This is a genomic window from Marinomonas maritima, assembly GCF_024435075.2.
GTDB classification, from domain to species: Bacteria; Pseudomonadota; Gammaproteobacteria; order Pseudomonadales; family Marinomonadaceae; genus Marinomonas; species Marinomonas maritima.
This window is the reverse complement of the sequence record NZ_JAMZEG020000002.1, coordinates 381,855-402,662: the sequence shown is the minus strand read 5'-3', so window position 1 is coordinate 402,662 and position 20,808 is coordinate 381,855. Positions and strand designations below refer to the sequence as shown.

19 protein-coding genes and 2 tRNA genes are annotated in these 20,808 nt (G+C 41.6%); 4 read left to right on the top strand and 17 right to left on the bottom strand.

All coding sequences use genetic code 11. The features are described 5' to 3' along the window. The first annotated feature begins 24 nt into the window (after positions 1–24). Positions 25–948 carry a Dyp-type peroxidase gene (locus M3I01_RS07920; RefSeq protein ID WP_255895260.1) on the top strand — a complete coding sequence of 308 codons (924 nt, stop codon included), beginning with the start codon at positions 25–27 and terminating at the stop codon, positions 946–948. A gap of 60 nt (positions 949–1,008) precedes the next feature. On the opposite strand, the gene M3I01_RS07915 is transcribed toward M3I01_RS07920, so the two are convergent. The 8 genes from M3I01_RS07915 to M3I01_RS07880 all read right to left on the bottom strand — a co-directional run bounded on the left by M3I01_RS07915 (position 1,009) and on the right by M3I01_RS07880 (position 9,519). Then, a complete protein-coding gene (locus tag M3I01_RS07915) occupies positions 1,009–2,832 on the bottom strand; it encodes a SurA N-terminal domain-containing protein (protein WP_255895259.1) in 1,824 nt (607 codons plus the stop codon). Between the two features lie 75 nt (positions 2,833–2,907). Continuing rightward, positions 2,908–2,984, bottom strand: a tRNA-Asp gene (locus M3I01_RS07910). A gap of 7 nt (positions 2,985–2,991) precedes the next feature. Further along, entirely contained in the window at positions 2,992–3,279 is a 288-nt protein-coding gene (locus M3I01_RS07905) for an HU family DNA-binding protein (protein WP_255896119.1), read from the bottom strand. A 110-nt stretch (positions 3,280–3,389) separates the two neighbouring features. Then, a complete protein-coding gene (gene lon, locus M3I01_RS07900; RefSeq protein WP_255895258.1) occupies positions 3,390–5,783 on the bottom strand; it encodes an endopeptidase La in 2,394 nt (797 codons plus the stop codon). A 212-nt stretch (positions 5,784–5,995) separates the two neighbouring features. Continuing rightward, complete coding sequence (clpX, locus tag M3I01_RS07895; protein ID WP_255895257.1) at positions 5,996–7,276, bottom strand: ATP-dependent protease ATP-binding subunit ClpX; 1,281 nt, start codon at positions 7,274–7,276, stop codon at positions 5,996–5,998. A gap of 16 nt (positions 7,277–7,292) precedes the next feature. Beyond that, positions 7,293–7,925 (bottom strand): ATP-dependent Clp endopeptidase proteolytic subunit ClpP, encoded by a 633-nt coding sequence (clpP, locus tag M3I01_RS07890; protein ID WP_255895256.1) that lies wholly within the window; start codon positions 7,923–7,925, stop codon positions 7,293–7,295. Positions 7,926–7,999: 74 nt separating this feature from the next. Next, entirely contained in the window at positions 8,000–9,325 is a 1,326-nt protein-coding gene (gene tig, locus M3I01_RS07885; protein WP_255895255.1) for a trigger factor, read from the bottom strand. Positions 9,326–9,442: 117 nt separating this feature from the next. Next, a tRNA-Arg gene (locus M3I01_RS07880) sits at positions 9,443–9,519 on the bottom strand. Between the two features lie 328 nt (positions 9,520–9,847). Between M3I01_RS07880 and M3I01_RS07875 the strand changes: the two genes are divergently transcribed. Continuing rightward, positions 9,848–10,672, top strand: a complete 825-nt coding sequence (locus tag M3I01_RS07875; protein ID WP_255895254.1) for a YihY family inner membrane protein — start codon at positions 9,848–9,850, stop codon at positions 10,670–10,672. A 53-nt stretch (positions 10,673–10,725) separates the two neighbouring features. Beyond that, positions 10,726–11,277 carry a hypoxanthine-guanine phosphoribosyltransferase gene (locus M3I01_RS07870; protein WP_255895253.1) on the top strand — a complete coding sequence of 184 codons (552 nt, stop codon included), beginning with the start codon at positions 10,726–10,728 and terminating at the stop codon, positions 11,275–11,277. A gap of 81 nt (positions 11,278–11,358) precedes the next feature. Here M3I01_RS07870 and sthA read toward each other — a convergent pair whose 3' ends face one another. From sthA to M3I01_RS07825, 9 genes are all read right to left on the bottom strand, one after another. Next, on the bottom strand, positions 11,359–12,753 hold the full coding sequence (gene sthA, locus M3I01_RS07865; RefSeq protein WP_255895252.1) for a Si-specific NAD(P)(+) transhydrogenase: 1,395 nt from the start codon (positions 12,751–12,753) through the stop codon (positions 11,359–11,361). Positions 12,754–12,774: 21 nt separating this feature from the next. Beyond that, on the bottom strand, positions 12,775–13,008 hold the full coding sequence (nqrM, locus tag M3I01_RS07860; RefSeq protein ID WP_255895251.1) for a (Na+)-NQR maturation NqrM: 234 nt from the start codon (positions 13,006–13,008) through the stop codon (positions 12,775–12,777). A 37-nt stretch (positions 13,009–13,045) separates the two neighbouring features. Continuing rightward, positions 13,046–14,059: an FAD:protein FMN transferase gene (locus M3I01_RS07855; protein ID WP_255895250.1), complete on the bottom strand. Its 1,014-nt coding sequence runs from the start codon at positions 14,057–14,059 to the stop codon at positions 13,046–13,048. A 63-nt stretch (positions 14,060–14,122) separates the two neighbouring features. Beyond that, positions 14,123–15,349, bottom strand: a complete 1,227-nt coding sequence (nqrF, locus tag M3I01_RS07850; protein ID WP_255895249.1) for an NADH:ubiquinone reductase (Na(+)-transporting) subunit F — start codon at positions 15,347–15,349, stop codon at positions 14,123–14,125. Positions 15,350–15,391: 42 nt separating this feature from the next. Further along, positions 15,392–16,000, bottom strand: a complete 609-nt coding sequence (nqrE, locus tag M3I01_RS07845; protein WP_112138012.1) for an NADH:ubiquinone reductase (Na(+)-transporting) subunit E — start codon at positions 15,998–16,000, stop codon at positions 15,392–15,394. Further along, positions 16,001–16,663: an NADH:ubiquinone reductase (Na(+)-transporting) subunit D gene (locus M3I01_RS07840; RefSeq protein ID WP_112138011.1), complete on the bottom strand. Its 663-nt coding sequence runs from the start codon at positions 16,661–16,663 to the stop codon at positions 16,001–16,003. Then, on the bottom strand, positions 16,663–17,463 hold the full coding sequence (locus M3I01_RS07835) for a Na(+)-translocating NADH-quinone reductase subunit C (protein WP_255895248.1): 801 nt from the start codon (positions 17,461–17,463) through the stop codon (positions 16,663–16,665). Before M3I01_RS07835 ends, M3I01_RS07840 begins: the two co-directional genes overlap by 1 nt. Continuing rightward, the gene (locus M3I01_RS07830) at positions 17,456–18,652 is read right to left on the bottom strand and encodes an NADH:ubiquinone reductase (Na(+)-transporting) subunit B (RefSeq protein WP_255895247.1); all 1,197 of its coding nucleotides are present in this window, start codon (positions 18,650–18,652) and stop codon (positions 17,456–17,458) included. Before M3I01_RS07830 ends, M3I01_RS07835 begins: the two co-directional genes overlap by 8 nt. 3 nt (positions 18,653–18,655) lie before the next feature. Beyond that, a complete protein-coding gene (locus tag M3I01_RS07825) occupies positions 18,656–19,993 on the bottom strand; it encodes a Na(+)-translocating NADH-quinone reductase subunit A (protein WP_255895246.1) in 1,338 nt (445 codons plus the stop codon). A gap of 441 nt (positions 19,994–20,434) precedes the next feature. Here M3I01_RS07825 and folX point away from each other — a divergent pair, with 441 nt between their 5' ends. Then, a complete protein-coding gene (gene folX, locus M3I01_RS07820; protein ID WP_255895245.1) occupies positions 20,435–20,803 on the top strand; it encodes a dihydroneopterin triphosphate 2'-epimerase in 369 nt (122 codons plus the stop codon). Positions 20,804–20,808: the final 5 nt, after the last annotated feature.

The window sequence follows — 20,808 nt, the reverse complement described above, 5'->3', positions numbered from 1 at the left end:
GCCGATTTTTCTAAAAGGACCACTATGACGACACCATTTCAATCAGGTATTATCGCCGAGGCGTCAAGTGACGCCCTTTTCATTACTCTCAATATTAATAGAGCAGAAATCTGTGCATTTAAAGCCGCTTTAGCCGTCGCTCCTGCCCTTATTACTAAACTTCAACATCAGTTCCCAGATGCACACTTACACGCAACCATAGGCCTAAGCGATCAAGTATGGGACGAGTTAGATACAACAAGGCGCCCAAAATACCTTGCGCCTTTTCCTCATATAGCAGGCAAAGAAATAGAAATAAAGCCCACTGATGTTGATCTTGTCCTTCACATTCGATCTTCACGTCATGACGCTACCTACCAATTAGGCTGCACGCTTTATTCAGCTTTTGGCACAAGCGTCACATTAGCGGAAGAAGTCAGCTGCTTTAAATATATGGATAACCGAGACTTAACTGGATTTGTAGACGGAACCGAAAATCCAGAAGGCGAGCAACGCAAAACAGTCGCACTGGTAGGCAAAGAAGACCCCGACTTTAAAAATGGATCATACTTAAACCTAATTCGCTTCGTACACAATTTAGAAAGATGGGAAAAAGAAGATCTCAAAACGCAAGAAGACGTTTATGGCCGCACTAAACACACCAACCAAGAATACCCTTCCTCTGAGAAATCTGTTCATGCGCACACTAAACGCACCTCACTAAAAGATGAAAATGGGTGTGCAATGGAAATATTGCGCCAAAGTATTCCTTTTGCATCTTTGACAGAAAAAGGTCTTATGTTTGCAAGTTATAGTAAGACGCCAGAAACTTTCAATATGATGCTGAAAAGCATGATAAAAGGTGATCAAGATGGCAATACCGATCACCTAATGAAATACACTAGAGCAACAACGGCACAAGCCTTCTTCATCCCTGCAAACAATTGGTTAACATCTCTTTCAAACTAACATAATAGAGCAATAAAAAAGCCACTCTAGATGAGTGGCTTTTTTAGGATAAATAGAAACTTATCGCTCTATTTCAGCCTTATTTTTTAAAAAATCCTGCTGACCTTGGGTACTAAGACTAGCCTGAGTTTGATTCAAGTAACGCTCGTAGACCAGTTTTTGATCATCAGATACCAACTCACTACCAACATCAATCTTATTCAATCTAATCAAAGCCAAATCACCATTTGATAAGCCCTTAACTTCAATCACAGGATCGCCATTTGGATGAGGCAAAGAGAAGGCCAATGACGTCATTTCATCTTGACCACGCTTAGCACCTTCAACAGAAGACCACTCAGTAGTACTTGCACTTTTCGCTTCATCTGCTTTAACCCGAAGAGAAGCGACGGCTTTATTTTGAACCACTATCGAAGCAACCTGCTCCTTCGTATCCTCATAAGACTGGAAAGCTTCCTGCTTATGATCATTCAAATGCAACACCGCAACCTGGTCATCATTTAATTCAATCAAGTTACTATTTTGGCCATCTTCCAACACCGCATTCCCGAATGCTGCCGCAATAACTGATGCGTTACTAGTCACTTCATCAGAACCGCCATCACGCCCAAAATACGCACTTTGAAGAACGTCTACGCCGTATTCTTTTGCGATGATATCTAAGTTGTCACTAGCGTAAGCTAAATCGGTAATATCTTCATGCGCCGTCAACAGCGCATCAATTGCCTTAGCTTCCAATAGATCTTGCTTCAACTCTGCTTTTTTAGATGCAAACGTTGGTACATCTGGCTTAGTAATATCGTTCAATTTAATAAGGTGATAACCAAACCCACTTTTAACGGATTTTAGCTCGCCCTTTTTCATTGAAAATAATGCATCGTCAAAAGCTTGATCTATCGTGCCTTTTTCAACATAACCTAGATTACCGCCATCATTTTTCGAACCAATGTCATCAGAATATTCAGCCGCTAAAACCGCAAAATCTTCACCAGATTTTAACTTAGCCTGAATCTCTTCAAGACGGCTTTCAGCCTCGTCATCACTTAGATCTGTTGTATCAATCAAAATATGTGACGCTGATCTTTCTTCTTGCGCTAAACTTGAAATAGATGCTTGGTAAGCTTCTTGCAACTCTGCATCCGTCACATTGACCTTGCTGTAAAAATCCGAACTGGAAATTACAACGTAATTAACTTTAACTTGCTCAGGCGTTTTAAAATTTTCTTTATTAGCATCGTAATACGCTTTTAACTCATCCTCTGACACACTGGTGTTTTCCGACTCATCTGCCAAAGAGAACGAAACATAATCATACGTTCTTTCTTGCGATTGCAATTCAGAGACACTGTCTACTTGATAAGGTAAAACAAATTCAGAGCCTGATATTGCATTTCGAGGCTGCTGAATCAAAACATCTTGCTTAATACGCTCTTTAAAGGCCAACGGCGTAAAACCAAGAGATCGGATGAAGTTAAGATATGTATTTTGGTCAAACTGACCATCAATTTGAAACTGTTCGGCTTGTAATAAATAAGCATCTACTTGAGCATCTGATACTCCTAAACCCAACCCTTTAGCCTGATTGGCTAACACAACACGCTGAATCAGCTCCTCTAGAGCGCGACGTTGAAGTAAATTATCTTCAAGTAATGCAGGGTTAACTTGCCCACCCATCATTGAAATTAATTGTCGACGTTGAGTTTCTGCTCCTTGCAACATCTGTGTTCGGGTAATCTCAACCCCGTCAACTTTTGCAACACTCTCCGAAGAAATAAAGCTGTTAACTAAGGCGTCCACTCCAAATAAAGCAAACGTCACAACGATAAAACCAACGATGATCTTTACCACAATGCCTTGTGACTTATCTCTGATATCCTGGAGCATTACTGCCTCCAAATGAGTTAATGAATGACAAATAAAAAAGGTGCATTCCACTTGGAATACACCTTTTGTGTCTAATGGCGGAACAGACGGGACTCGAACCCGCGACCCCCTGCGTGACAGGCAGGTATTCTAACCAACTGAACTACTGCTCCAAAAACATTAGTTTACAGCGTCTTTTAGACCTTTACCGGCTTTAAAACCAGGAACTTTCGCTGCTTTAATTTGGATTTCCTCACCAGTTTGAGGATTACGGCCTGTACGTGCCGCACGTTCTTTTACTGCAAAAGTACCAAAACCAACTAGTGTAACCTGGTCACCTTTTGCCAAAGCCGCTTCAATTGCTTTTAAAGTAGCGTCAAGAGCATTATTTGCAGAAGCTTTAGATAAATCAGCAGACGCCGCAATAGCATCAATCAATTCAGATTTGTTCACGTTGTACCCCTTCAGTATTTTTCTTGGATCCTTAGTTTTTTTCGGCGCAGTATAAGTGCTACCGACAAGACCGAGCGAGAAGTTATACAAGCCCGACCTACTCCCTGTCAACACAGGATATGCTCTTAATGATGACTCACAGTTTCTTGTTCATCAACAGTTTTTTCACTCGAAGGTAAGGTTTCTACCTTTTTTGGTGAAGGAATGTACTCTAAAGCAATATCCAGCACTTCATCTATCCATTTAACAGGAATGACCTCAATGTCTGCTTTGATATTATCAGGAATCTCTTTCAAATCACGAGCGTTTTCTTGCGGAATAATCACCGTTTTTATGCCTCCCCTGTGAGCCGCCAAGAGTTTCTCTTTTAGCCCACCTATGGGTAACACCTCTCCGCGAAGCGTAATCTCGCCAGTCATAGCCACAGAGGCCTTAACAGGGATCTTAGTAAGCACTGAAACAATAGCAACACACATAGCAACACCAGCACTTGGACCATCTTTTGGTGTTGCCCCTTCTGGAACATGTAAATGAAGATCCGTTTTTTCATGAAAATCTTCATCAATACCAAGACCAATTGCTCGACTTCTAACCACCGTTAAGGCAGCTTGAATGGATTCTTGCATCACATCACCCAGTGATCCAGTCTTCACATGGCGACCTTTACCAACAACACCAGCGGCCTCAATCGTCAATAATTCACCACCAACAGAAGTCCAAGCCAATCCAGTAACCTGACCAATTTGATTTTTTTCTTCTGCTTTTCCATAACTAAATTTATGAACACCAGAAAAATCTTCCAAATTTTCACTCGTCACTTCGACCGCTTTAAGTTCTTTTTTAGAACCTAATGCTTGTTTTTTAACGACTCGACGACAAATTTTACTTAGCTCACGTTCCAATCCACGGACACCTGCTTCCTTAGTGTAGTAGCGAATAACATCCATTAAAGCGCTATCAGAAACCTGAATTTCACTCTCTTTTAGGCCCGCTAACTTAATTTGCTTCGGCAATAAGTAACGTTTAGCAATGTTGAGTTTTTCATCTTCTGTGTAACCAGGGATGCGGATTACTTCCATACGATCAAGTAATGGCCCAGGAATATTCATACTGTTGGACGTACAAATAAACATCACATCTGAAAGATCAAAGTCCACTTCAAGGTAATGATCATTAAAAGTATGATTTTGCTCTGGATCAAGCACCTCCAACAAGGCAGAAGCGGGATCTCCGCGCTGATCCATGCCCATTTTATCTATTTCATCAAGTAAGAAGAGTGGATTTTTCACCTTCACTTTAGCCAATTTCTGAAGCAACTTACCGGGCATAGAGCCAATATAAGTACGGCGATGACCACGTATTTCCGCCTCATCTCGCACACCGCCAAGCGCCATCCGAATATATTTTCGGTTAACCGCTTTCGCGATAGACTGCCCCAAAGACGTTTTACCTACTCCCGGCGGCCCGACCAAACATAATACTGGCCCTTTAACTTTCTTTACACGCTGCTGCACCGCAAGAAACTCTAAGATGCGCTCTTTAACATCTTGCAGGCCATAATGGTCTTGGTTCAATATTTTCTCAGCGTGAGCTAAATCATTACGCACTTTACTGCGCTTCGTCCAAGGCAAGGACGTTAACCAATCGATATAGCCCCGAACAACCGTTGCCTCTGCAGACATTGGCGACATCATTCGCAGTTTTTTCAGTTCCGCTTCAGCCTTCTCTCTTGCCTCTTCTGACATACCTACTTCTGCAATTTTTTCTTGAAGCAGATCTAACTCATTACCACCATCTTCCATATCTCCCAACTCTTTTTGAATGGCTTTCATTTGCTCATTTAAATAGTACTCACGCTGGCTTTTTTCCATTTGTTTCTTTACACGGCTACGGATGCTTTTCTCAAGATGAGCAATATCCAATTCGCCATCCATTAAACCAATAAGGTACTCTCCGCGCCCAGTCAGCGAATCAACCTCTAACACCTTTTGCTTATCTTCAAGCTTCAAACTCATATGACCAGTAATATTGTCAATCAGCTTCGAAAGGTCATCGATGGACTTTAATGACGCCACAACTTCTGCAGGAATACGCTTACTACCCGCCACATACTCATCCAGCTGTTTAAGCAGGGCGTTACGAATCACACCATGCTCTGTTTGATCTTCTTCTTGAAGGTCAAGCTCAACAACACTACCCAAAACAAACCCATCAGCGTCTTCCATCTTTTCAAGACGGGCACGTTTAGCGCCTTCCACTAAAACCTTAACCGTGCCATCAGGTAAACGTAGCAATTGCATGACTTTCGCCGTCGTACCAATAGAATAAAGATCCTCTAATGTCGGATCGTCTTTAGAAGCATCTTGTTGGGCAACAAGAAAAACATATTTATCATTTTCCATTGCAGACTCTAACGCTGCGATGGATTTAGCACGACCAACAAATAACGGCAGTACCATATGGGGATACACAACCACATCACGAAGTGGCAGCATTGGCAGGAGCAAAGAATCTGACATATTTTTTTCCAATCCGGGCGCATCAGGAAAAGCGCACTTTATATTTCAACGTTGATTAGGAAAGAGATAGGGGCAAAGCCCTAAATTACAAGCGTAAGACGCATTTCAATTTAGTTTACACAAGATTATAAATACGAAACACAATAAAAAAGGCCGAAATCAAGTTATAAAACTTAAGTTCGGCCTTACACAATAACTTTGAAAAATAAGATTTAGGCGTTTTTAGCCAACTCTTCTTTTTCTAACACCATCAAAGGCGCAGAGTCACCACGAATAGAAGGACCATCCATAACAACCTTCACGACGTCGTTACGAGTAGGAAGTTCATACATACAATCCAACAAGGCAGACTCTAAAATACTACGCAACCCTCGAGCACCGGTTTTACGCTCTAAGGCCAAAACAGCCGCTTCACGCAAAGACTCTGGCGTAAATTCTAACTCAACACCTTCTAACTCAAACAGATGTTGGTACTGTTTTACAAGCGCATTTTTAGGTTTGCTCAAAATAGTCATCAGCGCTTCTTCATCCAACTCTGAAAGCGTCGCCACTACCGGCAAACGACCAACAAATTCTGGAATTAGACCGAACTTAACCAAATCTTCAGTTTCTACACGGTGAACCGCTTCAGAAAAGGATCTCCCCTCATCTTTACTTTTCACTGTCGCAGAAAACCCAATGCTACTTTTTTCCGTTCTATCACTGATAACACGCTCTAAACCAGCAAACGCACCACCACAAATAAACAGTATATTTGACGTATCAACTTGCAGAAACTCTTGCTGAGGATGCTTACGCCCACCTTGCGGAGGAACAGAAGCAACCGTACCTTCAATCAGCTTAAGCAAAGCCTGCTGAACACCTTCACCGGAAACATCACGAGTAATCGATGGGTTGTCAGACTTTCTAGAAATTTTGTCTATTTCATCTATATAAACAATGCCTCGCTGAGCCTTTTCAACATCATAATCACAATTCTGCAATAGTTTTTGAATGATGTTTTCTACGTCTTCACCAACATAACCCGCTTCTGTGAGTGTCGTAGCATCAGCAATAGTAAAAGGCACATCCAAAACACGAGCAAGCGTTTGAGCCAAGAGCGTTTTACCACTACCCGTTGGGCCAATTAGCAAAATATTACTCTTACCAAGCTCAATACTCGTATCGGTTTTACCCTGATGACGCAATCGCTTGTAATGATTATAAACCGCCACAGCTAAGACTCGTTTCGCCTTATCTTGCCCGATAACATAATCATCCAGTGCCGCACTCAATTTTGACGGCGTTGGCAACTCATCAGCAGACTCACCATCTTCATTAATCTGAGCAAGCTCTTGTGTAATGATGTTATTGCATAAATCTACACACTCATTACAAATATAGACTGAAGGCCCTGCGATAAGTTTTTTTACTTCGTCTTGGCTCTTTCCACAAAAAGAGCAAAACAATAACCGATCGGAGTGGTCGCCACGGCTAAAATTATCATCCGACATTTATTCCACCCTTTTCTTAAACTTTTCGTTTTTGCAAAATTTCATCAATCAAACCATATTCTTTTGCCATTTCTGGATTCATGAAGTTATCACGATCCGTATCGATAGCAACTTGTTCAATTGGCTTGCCTGTATGAAAAGAAATAATTTCATTCAGCTTATGCTTAATGCTTAAAATTTCACGTGTATGTATTTCAATATCTGAAGCTTGGCCTTGATAACCACCTAGAGGCTGGTGAATCATTACTCGTGAATTTGGCAAGCAATAACGCTTACCAGTAGCACCAGCAGTCAATAATAAAGCGCCCATACTTGCCGCTTGACCAATACACATGGTACTTACATCTGGCTTAATAAATTGCATCGTATCATAAATAGACATTCCCGCGGTTACTGAGCCGCCAGGGGAATTAATATACAAATGAATATCTTTATCTGGGTTTTCTGACTCTAAAAATAACAACTGAGCCACAACCAAGTTAGCCATGTGATCTTCAACTTGACCAACCAAAAAAATCACTCGCTCTTTAAGCAAGCGCGAGTAAATATCAAATGATCTTTCTCCACGAGCAGTCTGCTCAATAACCATTGGAACAAGGCCATTACTTGTGATCGCAACTGGACCGGTAGTTGGATTCGTCAACTTCATATCGCATTCCTTAAAACAAAAAGGTCGACATAACAAACGCTATGTCGACCTTATTAAAAAAGATAAGACGAGTCTTATGCTTCTTCCCCAGCCTCTTCAGCTTGGGCATTTGGCTTGATAGCGTCTTCATATCCCAACGTTACTTCAGTAACTTGGGCAGATTCTAACAGTTTATCAACAACTTGCTCTTCAAGTACAGCAGATTGCACTTGCGACATTTGTTCTTTGTTCTTTAAGTAAAAATCAATAACTTGCTGTGGCTCTTGATAAGCCTGAGCCATATCTTCTAAGAAAGCACGAACACGATCATCATCAACTTTCAATTCGTCTTTCTTAATAACTTCAGAGATTAGCAAACCAAGTTTAGCGCGTTTTTTCGCTTCATCTTGAAATAACTCTGCTGGCAACTGAGAAGCATCAAAACCTTCACCACCAAACTGACTTGCAGCTTGCTTGCGAAGTGCATCAACTTCTTGATCAATCAAAGCGGAAGGTACTTCAACTTCATTGATAGATAATAAACCATCAAACAAAGCATTTTTAAGTTTTGCTTTTATTGCTTGATTAAGCTCACGCTCCATATTTTTGCGAACTTCGGCACGTAAAGCATCTATAGTGGCCTCTGCAAGACCGAACTTTTCAACAAAAGCATCATCTAATTCAGGCAAAACTTGCTCAGCAACTTCAGATACTGTGATCTTAAAGCTTGCTTCTTTACCCTTAAGGTTTTCTGCTTGGTAATCATCTGGGAAAGTCACAGAAATTGTACGCTCTTCACCTGCTTTAGCACCAAGAACGCCAGACTCAAAGCCAGGAATCATAGTGTTAGAACCAAGAACCAATTTGTGCGCTTGAGCAGCACCACCTTCAAAAGCCTCGTCACCTAAATAACCAACGAAGTCGATTGTAACTTGATCGCCATCTGCTGATGCACGCTCAACGGCAGTCCATTCAGCATTTTGTTTACGCAAAGTTTCTAACATAACATCAACATCAGCATCTGTTACATCAGATACAACGCGGTCAACTTTAATGCTGGTATTGTCAGCCAAAGTAACTTCTGGGTACACCTCTACCTTTACGACAAACTCAAGATCTGCACCTTCAGCAAAGTTCTTAGGCTCAATTGAAGGCATTCCAGCTGGTTGGATAGATTCTTTTTGAATCGCTTCAACATAAGCGTCACGCATTATTTGCTCTACAGCATCCATACGAATACCTTGGCCATAGCGTTTTTTAACAACACTAACAGGTACTTTGCCTTTGCGAAAACCATCTATACGAATAGTTTTCGCTGTTTTAGCCACTTCAGAACTTACTTTTTCGTCAACACGAGCAGCTGGAACACTAATAGTCAGAACGCGCTCGATTGGAGACGTTGTCTCTACAGAAACTTGCATAAAACTTCCTCTCGGGAACTTGCTTTAATTTGTTGGCAATCTCGTCATTAACAAGACATCTATTCAATTACCACCAACAAAACCTAAATGAAAATTAATTAAACTAGTGGACTGAAATGGTGCTCCGTACTGGATTCGAACCAGTGACCTACCGCTTAGAAGGCGGTTGCTCTATCCAACTGAGCTAACGGAACTAAATTCATTACATTTCTTGTGGTGGGCTATTATAGGGATGGAATAGCAATCGTCAACCGATAGACATAAAAAAGCCCAGTAAACTGGGCTAAAATGACTATTTGTAACTGAGGAGCCGAGAATAGCTAATATTCGCTGTTCAACAGAAAAAATATCACAAAAGGAACACGTCAAATAATACAAGCAGGTCATTGTAAAAACAAGCAAGATGCGCCAAAAGGCATCACCTTGCACTCTTTTTGTGCAATGTGCACTAGAAGGAAGTTTTTTATAATCTTTTTTAAGCTGTGATATTGTATATAGCTCATCTAACCGAGCACAGTTACTATGCCTGAACATCTAATCTATTTTTTTCTAACTCTAAAACGCTATGGACATCTAACAATAACACGATTCCAAAACAGCAACCTTTCACAAAAAGCAGCGCAACTTACACTCTCAAGTTTACTCGCTGCCGTCCCCATCATCACTATCATTCTTGGCATACTAAGCTTTACCCCAGCACTGGAAGCGATGCAATCCCAGCTATTTCGACTTATTGAACAACATTTAGCCCCAGGCTCTAGTGATGTAATGCTCCCTTATCTAATTAAGTTTTCAGCACAAACTAAAAACCTACCCATTGCTGGATTAGTCGCACTTTTCATCACAGCACTTCTTCTACTAAATAGCTTTGAAAGCAGCGTACAGTCAATCTGGGAAATTAGAAAAACACGCAAACTAAGAGAACGGTTATTAACCTACTGGGCAATACTTACCTTAGGACCAATTATTTTTGCAACATCGTTAAGCTTATATGGCGCCCTCATATCCATTCAAATACGCAATGTAGAGACAAACCTCTGGCTTAATGGCTTATTAGAGCTAGGCAGTATTACACTCTATTTTTTAATGCTTTTAACATTGAATTTTTTGACTCCTAACGCTGATGTATCAATCAAATGGGCTTCAATATCGGCTTTGATAGGTAGCGTTGGTCTATATATTCTAAACACCATATTCAGCTCCTTCGCCCAGTTTTTTACTAGCTATCAAGTTGTATATGGCGCATTCGCAGCTATCCCTATATTTCTGGTATGGCTCCAAAGTTCGTGGTTAATAGTTCTCGCCTCGATCTGCCTTTGCGCAACACTGCATAATATAAAAACTTAGCATCTGGTCAGGATTAATGTAAAATCCCGCAAATTTCTATAATAGGGCCCACCATGACGCAAACAATCAATGACCTAAACAAAATCTTAGATGAGGCAGATTGCTTAGTCGACGAAGCAAAACTGAATGAAGCTCTTGATAAAATGGCAGCCCAGATCACTATTGATCTTGCTGACAAACTCCCTCTCGTCTTGTGCGTTATGAATGGCGGTCTAGTACCGACGGCCGCCTTAATAGAACGCCTAAACTTCCCATTAGAACTCGACTACATTCACGCAACACGCTATGGAATGGAAACCGAAGGCGCCTCTCTTAACTGGCTTAGCTACCCAAAAACAAGCCTAAAAGATAGACACATTCTTGTCGTGGACGACATTTTTGACCAAGGGCACACACTACAAGCCATCTCCCAGTGGCTAGAATCACAAGAAACATGTAGCGTACACACAGCAACCGTCATCAACAAACTGCATGACCGAAAAACTAATATGATACCGAACTATGTCGGAACCGATGTAGCTGATAGATTTTTATTCGGCTACGGTATGGATTACAAAGGTTTTTTCAGAAACGTTAAAGGTATTTATGCCATAAAAGGCAGTTAATTCGGGTATTAAAGCAAAAGCGAATCAAAAAAAAGCGCTCATCATAATTATGATGAGCGCTTTTTTAATAACCAATAAAAACTAAAATACTCGATTAAAGCCATTCAATGCAGCAACGCGATAGGCTTCCGCCATCGTTGGGTAGTTGAACGTTGTATTTAGGAAATATTTCAGCGTATTTTGCTCACCAGGCTGCTTCATAATAGCTTGGCCAATGTGGACAATTTCAGAGGCTTGGTCTCCAAAACAATGAATCCCTAATAGCTCTAGAGTTTCCCGATGAAAGAGTATTTTTAACATTCCCACCGCTTCACCCGTAATTTGCGCTCGAGCCGTATTCTTGAAGAAAGCACGACCCACTTCGTACGGTACTTTTTCCGCAGTGAGTTCAGCCTCAGTTTTACCAATAGAACTAATTTCAGGAATAGTATAAATCCCTGTTGGAACCTCACTAATAAACTCAGCGCCTTCTGTCCCGTACATATTAGCTGCAACAGCACGACCTTGATCATAAGCGGCACTTGCCAAACTAGGCCAACCGATAACATCACCAGCAGCATAAACATTTTCAACTTGCGTTTGGTAGGTATCATTAACAGCAAGCTGCCCACGACCATTAACGTCTAAGTCAATAGATTCTAATCCTAAGTTATCCGTATTACCTGAACGACCATTACAAAATAACAAGGCATCTGCACGCAATTTTTTACCAGATGCCATATGCATGACAATTCCACGTTCAGTCGTTTCAACGGAGTCATATGTTTCATTATGGCGGATAAGTACTCCACCATCGCGCAAATGATAACTCAAGGCGTCGGTGATCTCGTCATCCAAGAAGCTAAGTAACTTTTTAGCTGGGTTTATTAACTCAACACGCACACCTAGACCACAAAAAATTGAGGCATATTCACAACCAATAACACCGGCCCCATAAATAATTAAAGAACGAGGTGTGTGGCTCAGACTTAAAATAGTGTCAGAACAGTAAATACGAGGATGAGAAAAATCAATATTCGCAGGACGGTATGGACGAGAGCCCGTTGCAATGACCACTTTATCAGCCACAAGCAACTCAGGCCCTTTCTCGTAGGTATTAACCTCTATGGTATTCGCATCTTTAAATTTGCCACGCCCGAAGTAAATATCAATTCGGTTACGTGCATAATATTCAGTACGACCCATAACTTGTTGATCTATCACTCGGTTTGCGCGATCTAGCACTTTAGGAAATGAAAACCAACGAGGCTCACCAATATCACGGAACATAGGGTTAGTATTAAAGACAATTATCTCTTTAACAGCATGACGTAATGCTTTTGAAGGAATCGTTCCTAGATGCGTACAACTTCCGCCTACTTGCGAGCTAGCTTCAACAACAGCCACTCTTTTTCCTGCTTTTGCAGCGCTCATAGCAGCGCCTTCTCCTGCCGGACCTGTCCCTAAAACCACCACATCATAATGTCTTGTTGTCATAATACCCTCTTTACAATTCAATTATTTAGATGCGTCATAAAACGTGTCATCAGAAACTTTTTTAACGGCGTTTTCTTTCGTTTCTTTCTCGCACTTACCTTTATCGCCGCCACAAATATCGCAAGCGACTTCCATACCCAAAGAACTCATACCACCGCAAGAACCAGAGATAGGCTTTCTTCCCATCAACACACCCACGGCCATAGCCGCAACTAATAGAAGCATCAGGGCAAATGCCAAAACAATCGTCAACATAAGGTTTCTCCTCAAATCAAAAAATCAAAAACACCACTTATTGCAAATACGGCTTGAACGCATCCGATGGGCGTTCTTCAAAACCAAAATCCGTTTTTATCAATAAATAAGCGGCTATACCATTTTTCTGAGCAAACTCGAATCCTTTCTCAGGCCCAAGCACCGTAATTGCCGTCGCCAGACCATCGACCATGGTCGTTGTTTTATCTACCACGGTAACAGAAACTAATCGATGTGTAATAGGTCGACCCGTATTAGGGCTTATTGTATGGGAATAGCGTACACCATTTTTTTCAAAATAGTTCCGGTAATCACCAGAGGTAGCAACAGCAATATCAGTTACTGACATGATTCGCTCAACAATACCATGACCGCCTGCAGGACTTTCTATTGCCACTTTCCAAGATGTACCGTCAGCCTTCACACCTTTAGATAAAATTTCACCACCAATCTCAATCAAATAATTCTCTACCCCCCTACCTTGCAGCACTTGCGCAACCATATCCACGCCGTAGCCTTTTGCAATAGAAGATAAATCTACATAGATGTCTTTTTCTTTCGTCAACTTGCGACCATCAAGCTTTAGATAATGATAACCCACGCGTGATTTCGCCTCGTCAATTAATACCTGACTTGGCACCTTATCTTCTCGATCCCCAGGTCCGAAGCCCCACAAGTTAACCAGAGGGCCAATGGTAATATCGTACTCTCCACCACTCATTTCACTAATCAATAAAGCCTTATCAATAACATAAGCCATGTCTTCGCTAATGTTAGAAAATTGATTTGCAGGTAATTTATTAAAAACCGAAAGTTCTGAGTTTGGGTCATAAGTTGACATTAGTTTGTTAACTCTTACCAAGGCAGCATCAACACCTCCTTTTAAATCCGAAGGTTTTTTTATATTTTCAGTCGTATAAAATTTTACTGTGTATGTCGTTCCCATTGTAGGGCCAGAGAAGCTCACCAATTCAGGAGAAAAGGTGGAAAAACGATATACCGTCGCAATAACGATAAATAAGAAAGCAGAAATTAGTATTTTTTTACGCATAAAAAGTCTTTCTAGTTGCCAATAAAATAAAGACCCACCAAAAGGTGGGTCTTTATTTAGGTGCTAGCCGCCGAAATCATCCAATAGAATGTTTTCTTTTTCTACACCAAGATCTTCTAACATCTTAACCACAGAAACGTTCATCATTGGAGGTCCACACATGTAGAACTCACAATCCTCTGGAGCAGGATGATCTTTAAGGTAATTTTCATAAAGAACATTATGAATGAACCCTGTTTTACCTTCCCAGTTATCTTCAGGCTGAGGGTCAGAAAGCGCCAAATGCCACTCAAAGTTCTCATTCTCCGCTTGAAGCTTATCGTACTCTTCCGTATAGAATGCTTCACGCATACTACGAGCACCATACCAAAAGGTAATTTTACGCTTTGAGCTCAAACGTTTAAGCTGATCAAAAATGTGTGACCGCATTGGCGCCATACCAGCACCACCACCGACAAACACCATCTCTGCATCGGTATCTTTAGCAAAAAACTCACCAAAAGGGCCGTAAACTTTTATCTTATCGCCAGGCTTAAGACTGAACACATAAGACGACATTTGACCAGGAGGCAGATCATCTTTACCAGGCGGCGGTGAAGCGATACGGATATTAAACTTAACAATACCTCTCTCTTCAGGATAATTTGCCATTGAATAAGCACGTATAACGGTTTCATCAACCTTAGAAACGAACTTCCAAAGATTGAATTTATCCCAATCACCGCGATATTCTTCTTCGATATCAAAGTCTTTGTAGTTCACTGTGTGCGCAGGTGCTTCAAGCTGAACATAACCACCAGCTCGGAAGTTGACATTCTCACCTTCAGGTAACTTTAACGTCAGCTCTTTGATAAAAGTTGCTAAATTAGGGTTTGACTCAACGGTACATTCCCATGCTTTAACACCAAATACTTCTTCAGGCACCTCTACATCCATGTCTTGTTTCACAGAAACCTGACAGGACAAACGATACCCTTCTTTTTCATCACGACGAGTAAAATGAGATTGCTCCGTGGATAGCATTGAACCGCCACCACTCGTCACCTTACATTTACACTGTGCACAAGTACCGCCACCGCCACAAGCAGACGAAAGGAATACGCCGCTGTTAGCCAATGTTTGCAATAACTTACCACCCGCAGGGGCTGTTATCTCTTTTTCACCATTGATGCGAATTGTAACGTCACCAGTGCTTACCAAACGAGCACGAGCAGCAAGGATAATTGCTACTAATGCCAATACGATAGCCGTGAACATCACCACACCCAGAATAATCTCTAAGTTGACCATGTTAGTTAAACCTTATTCTTGGTTGTCCCACTGAACAGCAAATTAAAGCTGAACACCAGAAAATGACATAAAGCCCAAACTCATCAGACCGACAGTAATAAACGTGATACCAAGACCACGTAACCCTGCAGGTACGTCTGAATACTTAAGCTTCTCCCGAATTCCAGCCAGCGCAGCAATCGCTAACGCCCAACCAACACCAGCACCCACACCGTAAACAAGACTTTCACTAAAGTTATAGTCACGCTCAACCATGAACAAGGAAGCACCCAATATGGCGCAGTTCACTGTGATAAGTGGTAAAAATACACCCAATGCGTTGTATAAAGCAGGCACATATTTATCTAGTGCCATTTCTAGTATTTGAACAATAGCGGCAATAACACCGATGTAGCTCAGTAGACCTAGAAAGCTCAGATCAACGCCAGGTAGACCTGCCCATTCAAGAGCACCATCAACCAAAAGGTTTTGATATAAAAGGTTGTTTAACGGAACCGTAATTGCCAAAACAACAATAACAGCAATCCCTAAACCGATCGCTGTATCAACTTTTTTGGACAAAGCCAAAAAGGTACACATGCCAAGAAAGAAGGCCAACGCCATATTCTCAACAAAAACGGCCTTAACGAACAAACTGATTAAATGTTCCATTTAGAACGCCTCCCTTACACGCGAATGGGCTGCAATCTTAAAGTCAGGCTCTTCAATTTGATCTGTTTTATAAGAACGCAACACCCAAATAACCAAACCAATCACGAAGAACGCACTTGGAGGAAGCAGCATTAAGCCATTAGGCTGATACCAACCGCCGTTCTGAACAGTGGCAAATATTTCAACACCAAAAAGCTTACCAGCGCCGAGTAATTCGCGGAAAAAAGCAACCACGATCAACATAGCACTGTAGCCTAAGCCATTACCAATACCATCAACAAAGCTCATCACTGGACCGTTTTTCATGGCGAACGCTTCTGCGCGGCCCATTACGATACAGTTAGTGATGATCAGGCCAACAAACACAGAAAGCTGCTTACTAATTTCATAAGCAAACGCTTTAAGAATTTGATCAACCACAATAACCAAAGAGGCAATAATGATCATTTGAACAATGATACGAATACTGTTTGGAATATGGTTACGAATGATCGCTATAAAAAAGCTAGAAAAAGCAGTTACTAACGTTAAGGCAATCGCCATAACCAAACTAACACTCAGACTGCTCGTTACCGCCAACGCTGAACAAATACCCAAGATCTGTAAAGCAATCGGGTTATTCGCAAGAATTGGCCCAAAGAGGACTTTTCTAAATTCAGACATTATTGAACTCCTTCGCTACGAAGCTTTGCCAAGAAAGGGCCAAAGCCCTCCTCACCTAGCCAGTATTGAACAAGATTAGTGACACCACGACTCGTTAGAGTTGCACCAGATAAGCCATCAACTTTATAAGCTGCTTTTGGGTCTGAGCTATCTACACCACCTTTAACAAGATGAAGCACTGCTTCGCCTTGGTCATCATAGACCTCTTTACCTTTCCACAACGCTTTCCAGTTAGGGTTATCAACTTCACCGCCCAGCCCAGGAGTTTCACCTTGAGAATAGAAGCCAAAGCCAATCACAGTATTGAAATCACTTTTCAATGCCATGAAGCCATACATAGTAGACCAGAGGCCATAACCATGAACTGGAACAATGATTCGATCTATATCATCACCTGATTTAACAAGATAAACAGCTGAAAAATTCGCGCGACGTTTAATGCTCGCAGGATCATTCCCACCACTCAAAGCAACAGACAACTGTGGATCTTTCGACGCCGCCTTCTGATCATAAGTAGCAGGTTTAATACCCGCAGCTTTAATTTCAGCTTCCGTTGCGAAGGTGCCTGTTTGCAAATTAACGATACGAGTCTCTACTGTTTCAAAAATCTCATCTACTGACTTACCCGGTACAAGCATACCGGCTGAAGACAAAATATTTCGCTTACGGTCTAGATCCTTATTTTCCTTTTGAATGGGTTTAAGCCCTACCGCTGCCGCTGCAACAAAAATAGAACAAACCAAACACAAGGATAAGGCAACTATAATGGTCTTTTTAATACTATCGTTACTGCTAGCCATTGCGTGCAATCCTCCGCTTAATGTTCGCCTGAACCACAAAGTGATCAATAAATGGTGCAAACAAATTCGCAAACAAAATCGCCAACATCATACCTTCTGGGTACGCTGGGTTAACAACTCGAATAAGCACGACCATTAAACCGATTAATGCGCCATAGAACCATTTACCACGATTCGTCATCGATGCAGATACTGGATCCGTCGCCATATACATCATACCAAACGCAAAGCCACCTAAAACTAGATGCCAATACCATGGTGTAGCGAACATAGGGTTAGTCTCTGAACCAATAACATTAAATAATGCAGAAGTCAGAACCATACCCAACATAACGCCAGCAACAATACGCCACGCGGCAATCCGCATAATCAGTAGTGCACCACCACCAATCAAGATAGCCAGAGTTGATGTTTCACCCATTGAACCTTGAATAAAGCCAAAGAATGCATCATTCCAAAAAACGGTTAGTCCAGCCACACCATCGGCAGCCAATTGGCTCAATGCGGTTGCACCAGAAAAGCCATCAATCGCCGTCCAAACCGCATCACCAGACATAGACGCTGGATAAGCAAAGAATAAGAAAGCACGACCGGCTAATGCAGGGTTAAGGAAGTTCTTGCCTGTACCGCCAAACACTTCTTTTGCAAGCACAACACCAAAACTAATCCCTAAGGCAACTTGCCATAAAGGAACCGTTGCTGGTAAAGACAATGCGAACAGGATAGACGTTACAAAAAAGCCTTCGTTTATTTCATGCTTGCGCACGGAAGAAAACAAAACCTCCCAAAAACCGCCGACAGCAAAGGTAACAAGATAAACAGGCAAGAAATACATTGCACCGTAAATCATATTGTCCCATATGCTTGAGGCATCATAATTGGTCAATGCTCCAATAATGTTATGACGCCAAGTGTCCGCTGGCGCAACACCCATCGCATCTATAGCGGTATTCGCCTGCAGACCAATGTTGTACATACCAAAAAACATCGCTGGAAATGTACACATCCAAACCAAAATCATGATGCGCTTCATATCAACCGCGTCACGAACATGGGAGCCATTTTTGGTAACAGAACTTGGACGGTAAAAAATAGTATCTACCGCTTCAAAAAGCGCATACCATTTTTCGTATTTCCCACCTGAGTGAAACTCAGGTTCTATTTTATCGAGTACTTTTCTAAGCCCCATGAATTAACCCTCTTTCTCTATTAGAGTTAGGCAATCTCGAAGGATCGGGCCATATTCGAACTTACCTGAGCAACTGTAAGTACACAAAGCCAAATCTTCATCATCTAACTCAAGCACGCCAAGCTTCTGAGCTTGCTCCGTATCATTCACAACCAACGCACGTAGCAACTGAGTTGGCAAAATATCAAGCGGCATAACACGCTCAAAATTACCAAGCGGCAACATAGTTCGGTCACTGCCATTGGTCGTCGTTGTCATATCAAATGATTTTTTACCCGTGAGCTTTGACAAGAAAACATTCATAAGAGAATGTTTTTCTACACCTGCACGAAGATAATGCATCATCTGGCGCTCACGACCTTCAAGCAATACGCAGACTTGATTGTGATAACGACCTAAATAAGAAAAAGGACCAGCAGCATTACGACCTGAAAGTACGGAACCAGAAATAACCCGGTTCTCACCATCGGCTAATTCGCCCGCTACTAGATCGCCTAAGCTTGCACCCATTTGAGTGCGAACCAATCGAGGGTTTTTAACCTGAGGTCCCGCCAATGCGATAACACGCTCAACGTTAAGTTCACCAGTAACAAAAAGCTTGCCAATAGCGACAACATCTTGGTAATTGATAGACCAAACTGTTTTTTTATCACTGACTGGATCAAGGAAGTGGATATGCGTACCAGCAAGACCAGCAGGGTGCACACCAGAAAACTCTTCAACCGTTACATCTGACGTAGTCGGAATTTTAGTTCCGGCCGCCTTACAAACAAACACCTTACCCGTCGTCAAACGCGCTAATACCGTCAGACCATCAGCAAACGCCTCAGCCTGATCTGCAAGCACAACTTCTGGAGAAGCGGCCAACGGATTAGTGTCCATAGCAGTAACGAAAATAGAGCTTGGCGCCGAAGCGATTTCAGGCACTTTCGAAAAAGGACGTGTACGGAACGCGGTCCACAATCCAGAATCAACTAGATTATCAACCACTTTATTACGTTCTAATGACTTTAATTCAGAGCCAGAATAAGCGGCAAAAGTTTCAGACTCATTACCTTCAACCTTAATAACAACAGATTGAAAGACGCGTCTTTCTCCACGATTGACAGCGGTTACCGTACCAGAAGCAGGAGCCGTGTATTTAACACCTTCCGTTTTCTTATCTGTAAAGATAACTTGCCCTTTCTTTACCTTATCCCCTTCCTTGACAAACATGGTGGGTTTCATTCCATGGTAGTCAGGACCGATCACAGCGACTGTTCTTGCGGCAGTTGCCATCTCAATCACTTGAATGGGAGCACCTGAGATCGGAAGATCTAGGCCTTTTGAAATTTTAAACATATGTTCTGCCCAACAATAAATTGAACACAAAAAGCGTAATGTGCAATGCTCACACCCCCCTCCGGGAAAACATGCATAAGCGAACAACTAATATTAAATTAATTGTAAAACACAAACTCACTTCACCAAAAAACCGACGTATTATAAAGATCATTAACGACATTGACCAGCTCATCACGATGTCTTTAGGCGCCAACTTTTACTTAAAAGCACCAGTTTGTCTTTATTGGCTGATTTCATGTACTAAAAAGCGTTTTTTTATTTTTTTCGCTACACCACTCAGAATCTCTCACTTCTCTGCGGTAATCGAAATAAATGAAATCCAAATTGAGCATTTAAGAGTATATAAACAGACCACATTTTAGTGAGTTGCCATACTAGGTTGAAAACGACACAATATCGCCTAACAAATGAATAGGCTCAAAACATGGAAGCACAACTATGATTAAACCAGAAGCTCAAATTCATATTAAAAACTTACGTTTACGAACCTACATTGGATTCAACGATTCCGAAAAAAATAACAAACAAGACGTTATTATCAATGCTTGGATACACTATCCAGCGTCCCAAGCCTACGATACAGATGATGTCGAAAATGCGGTAAATTACAGAACGCTTTGCAAAGAAATGATAGCTTATACTGAGAACAACCGCTTTCTTTTGCTAGAGAAGCTGACAGCAGACTTACTTGAGCGCTGTATGGCACCCAAAAATGTGACATTCGCAAAGATAGAAGTTGCTAAACCACACGCCCTGCGTTTCGCGGATTCCGTGTCCCTTACATTATCAGCAAATAGAGAACAATAAGCCCA

Excerpts from the sequence above, each read along its gene's own strand:
- sthA (WP_255895252.1), bottom strand. The coding sequence starts at position 12,753 with ATGACAACAAGACATTATGATGTGGTGGTTTTAGGGACAGGTCCGGCA.
- M3I01_RS07835 (WP_255895248.1), bottom strand. The coding sequence starts at position 17,463 with ATGGCTAGCAGTAACGATAGTATTAAAAAGACCATTATAGTTGCCTTA.
- M3I01_RS07840 (WP_112138011.1), bottom strand. The coding sequence starts at position 16,663 with ATGTCTGAATTTAGAAAAGTCCTCTTTGGGCCAATTCTTGCGAATAAC.
- clpP (WP_255895256.1), bottom strand. The coding sequence starts at position 7,925 with ATGAAGTTGACGAATCCAACTACCGGTCCAGTTGCGATCACAAGTAAT.
- M3I01_RS07915 (WP_255895259.1), bottom strand. The coding sequence starts at position 2,832 with ATGCTCCAGGATATCAGAGATAAGTCACAAGGCATTGTGGTAAAGATC.
- nqrF (WP_255895249.1), bottom strand. The coding sequence starts at position 15,349 with ATGGTCAACTTAGAGATTATTCTGGGTGTGGTGATGTTCACGGCTATC.
- M3I01_RS07920 (WP_255895260.1), top strand. The coding sequence starts at position 25 with ATGACGACACCATTTCAATCAGGTATTATCGCCGAGGCGTCAAGTGAC.
- nqrE (WP_112138012.1), bottom strand. The coding sequence starts at position 16,000 with ATGGAACATTTAATCAGTTTGTTCGTTAAGGCCGTTTTTGTTGAGAAT.
- M3I01_RS07870 (WP_255895253.1), top strand. The coding sequence starts at position 10,726 with ATGACGCAAACAATCAATGACCTAAACAAAATCTTAGATGAGGCAGAT.
- tig (WP_255895255.1), bottom strand. The coding sequence starts at position 9,325 with ATGCAAGTTTCTGTAGAGACAACGTCTCCAATCGAGCGCGTTCTGACT.
- M3I01_RS07875 (WP_255895254.1), top strand. The coding sequence starts at position 9,848 with ATGCCTGAACATCTAATCTATTTTTTTCTAACTCTAAAACGCTATGGA.
- M3I01_RS07830 (WP_255895247.1), bottom strand. The coding sequence starts at position 18,652 with ATGGGGCTTAGAAAAGTACTCGATAAAATAGAACCTGAGTTTCACTCA.
- folX (WP_255895245.1), top strand. The coding sequence starts at position 20,435 with ATGATTAAACCAGAAGCTCAAATTCATATTAAAAACTTACGTTTACGA.
- nqrM (WP_255895251.1), bottom strand. The coding sequence starts at position 13,008 with ATGTTGACGATTGTTTTGGCATTTGCCCTGATGCTTCTATTAGTTGCG.
- M3I01_RS07825 (WP_255895246.1), bottom strand. The coding sequence starts at position 19,993 with ATGTTTAAAATTTCAAAAGGCCTAGATCTTCCGATCTCAGGTGCTCCC.
- lon (WP_255895258.1), bottom strand. The coding sequence starts at position 5,783 with ATGTCAGATTCTTTGCTCCTGCCAATGCTGCCACTTCGTGATGTGGTT.
- clpX (WP_255895257.1), bottom strand. The coding sequence starts at position 7,276 with ATGTCGGATGATAATTTTAGCCGTGGCGACCACTCCGATCGGTTATTG.
- M3I01_RS07855 (WP_255895250.1), bottom strand. The coding sequence starts at position 14,059 with ATGCGTAAAAAAATACTAATTTCTGCTTTCTTATTTATCGTTATTGCG.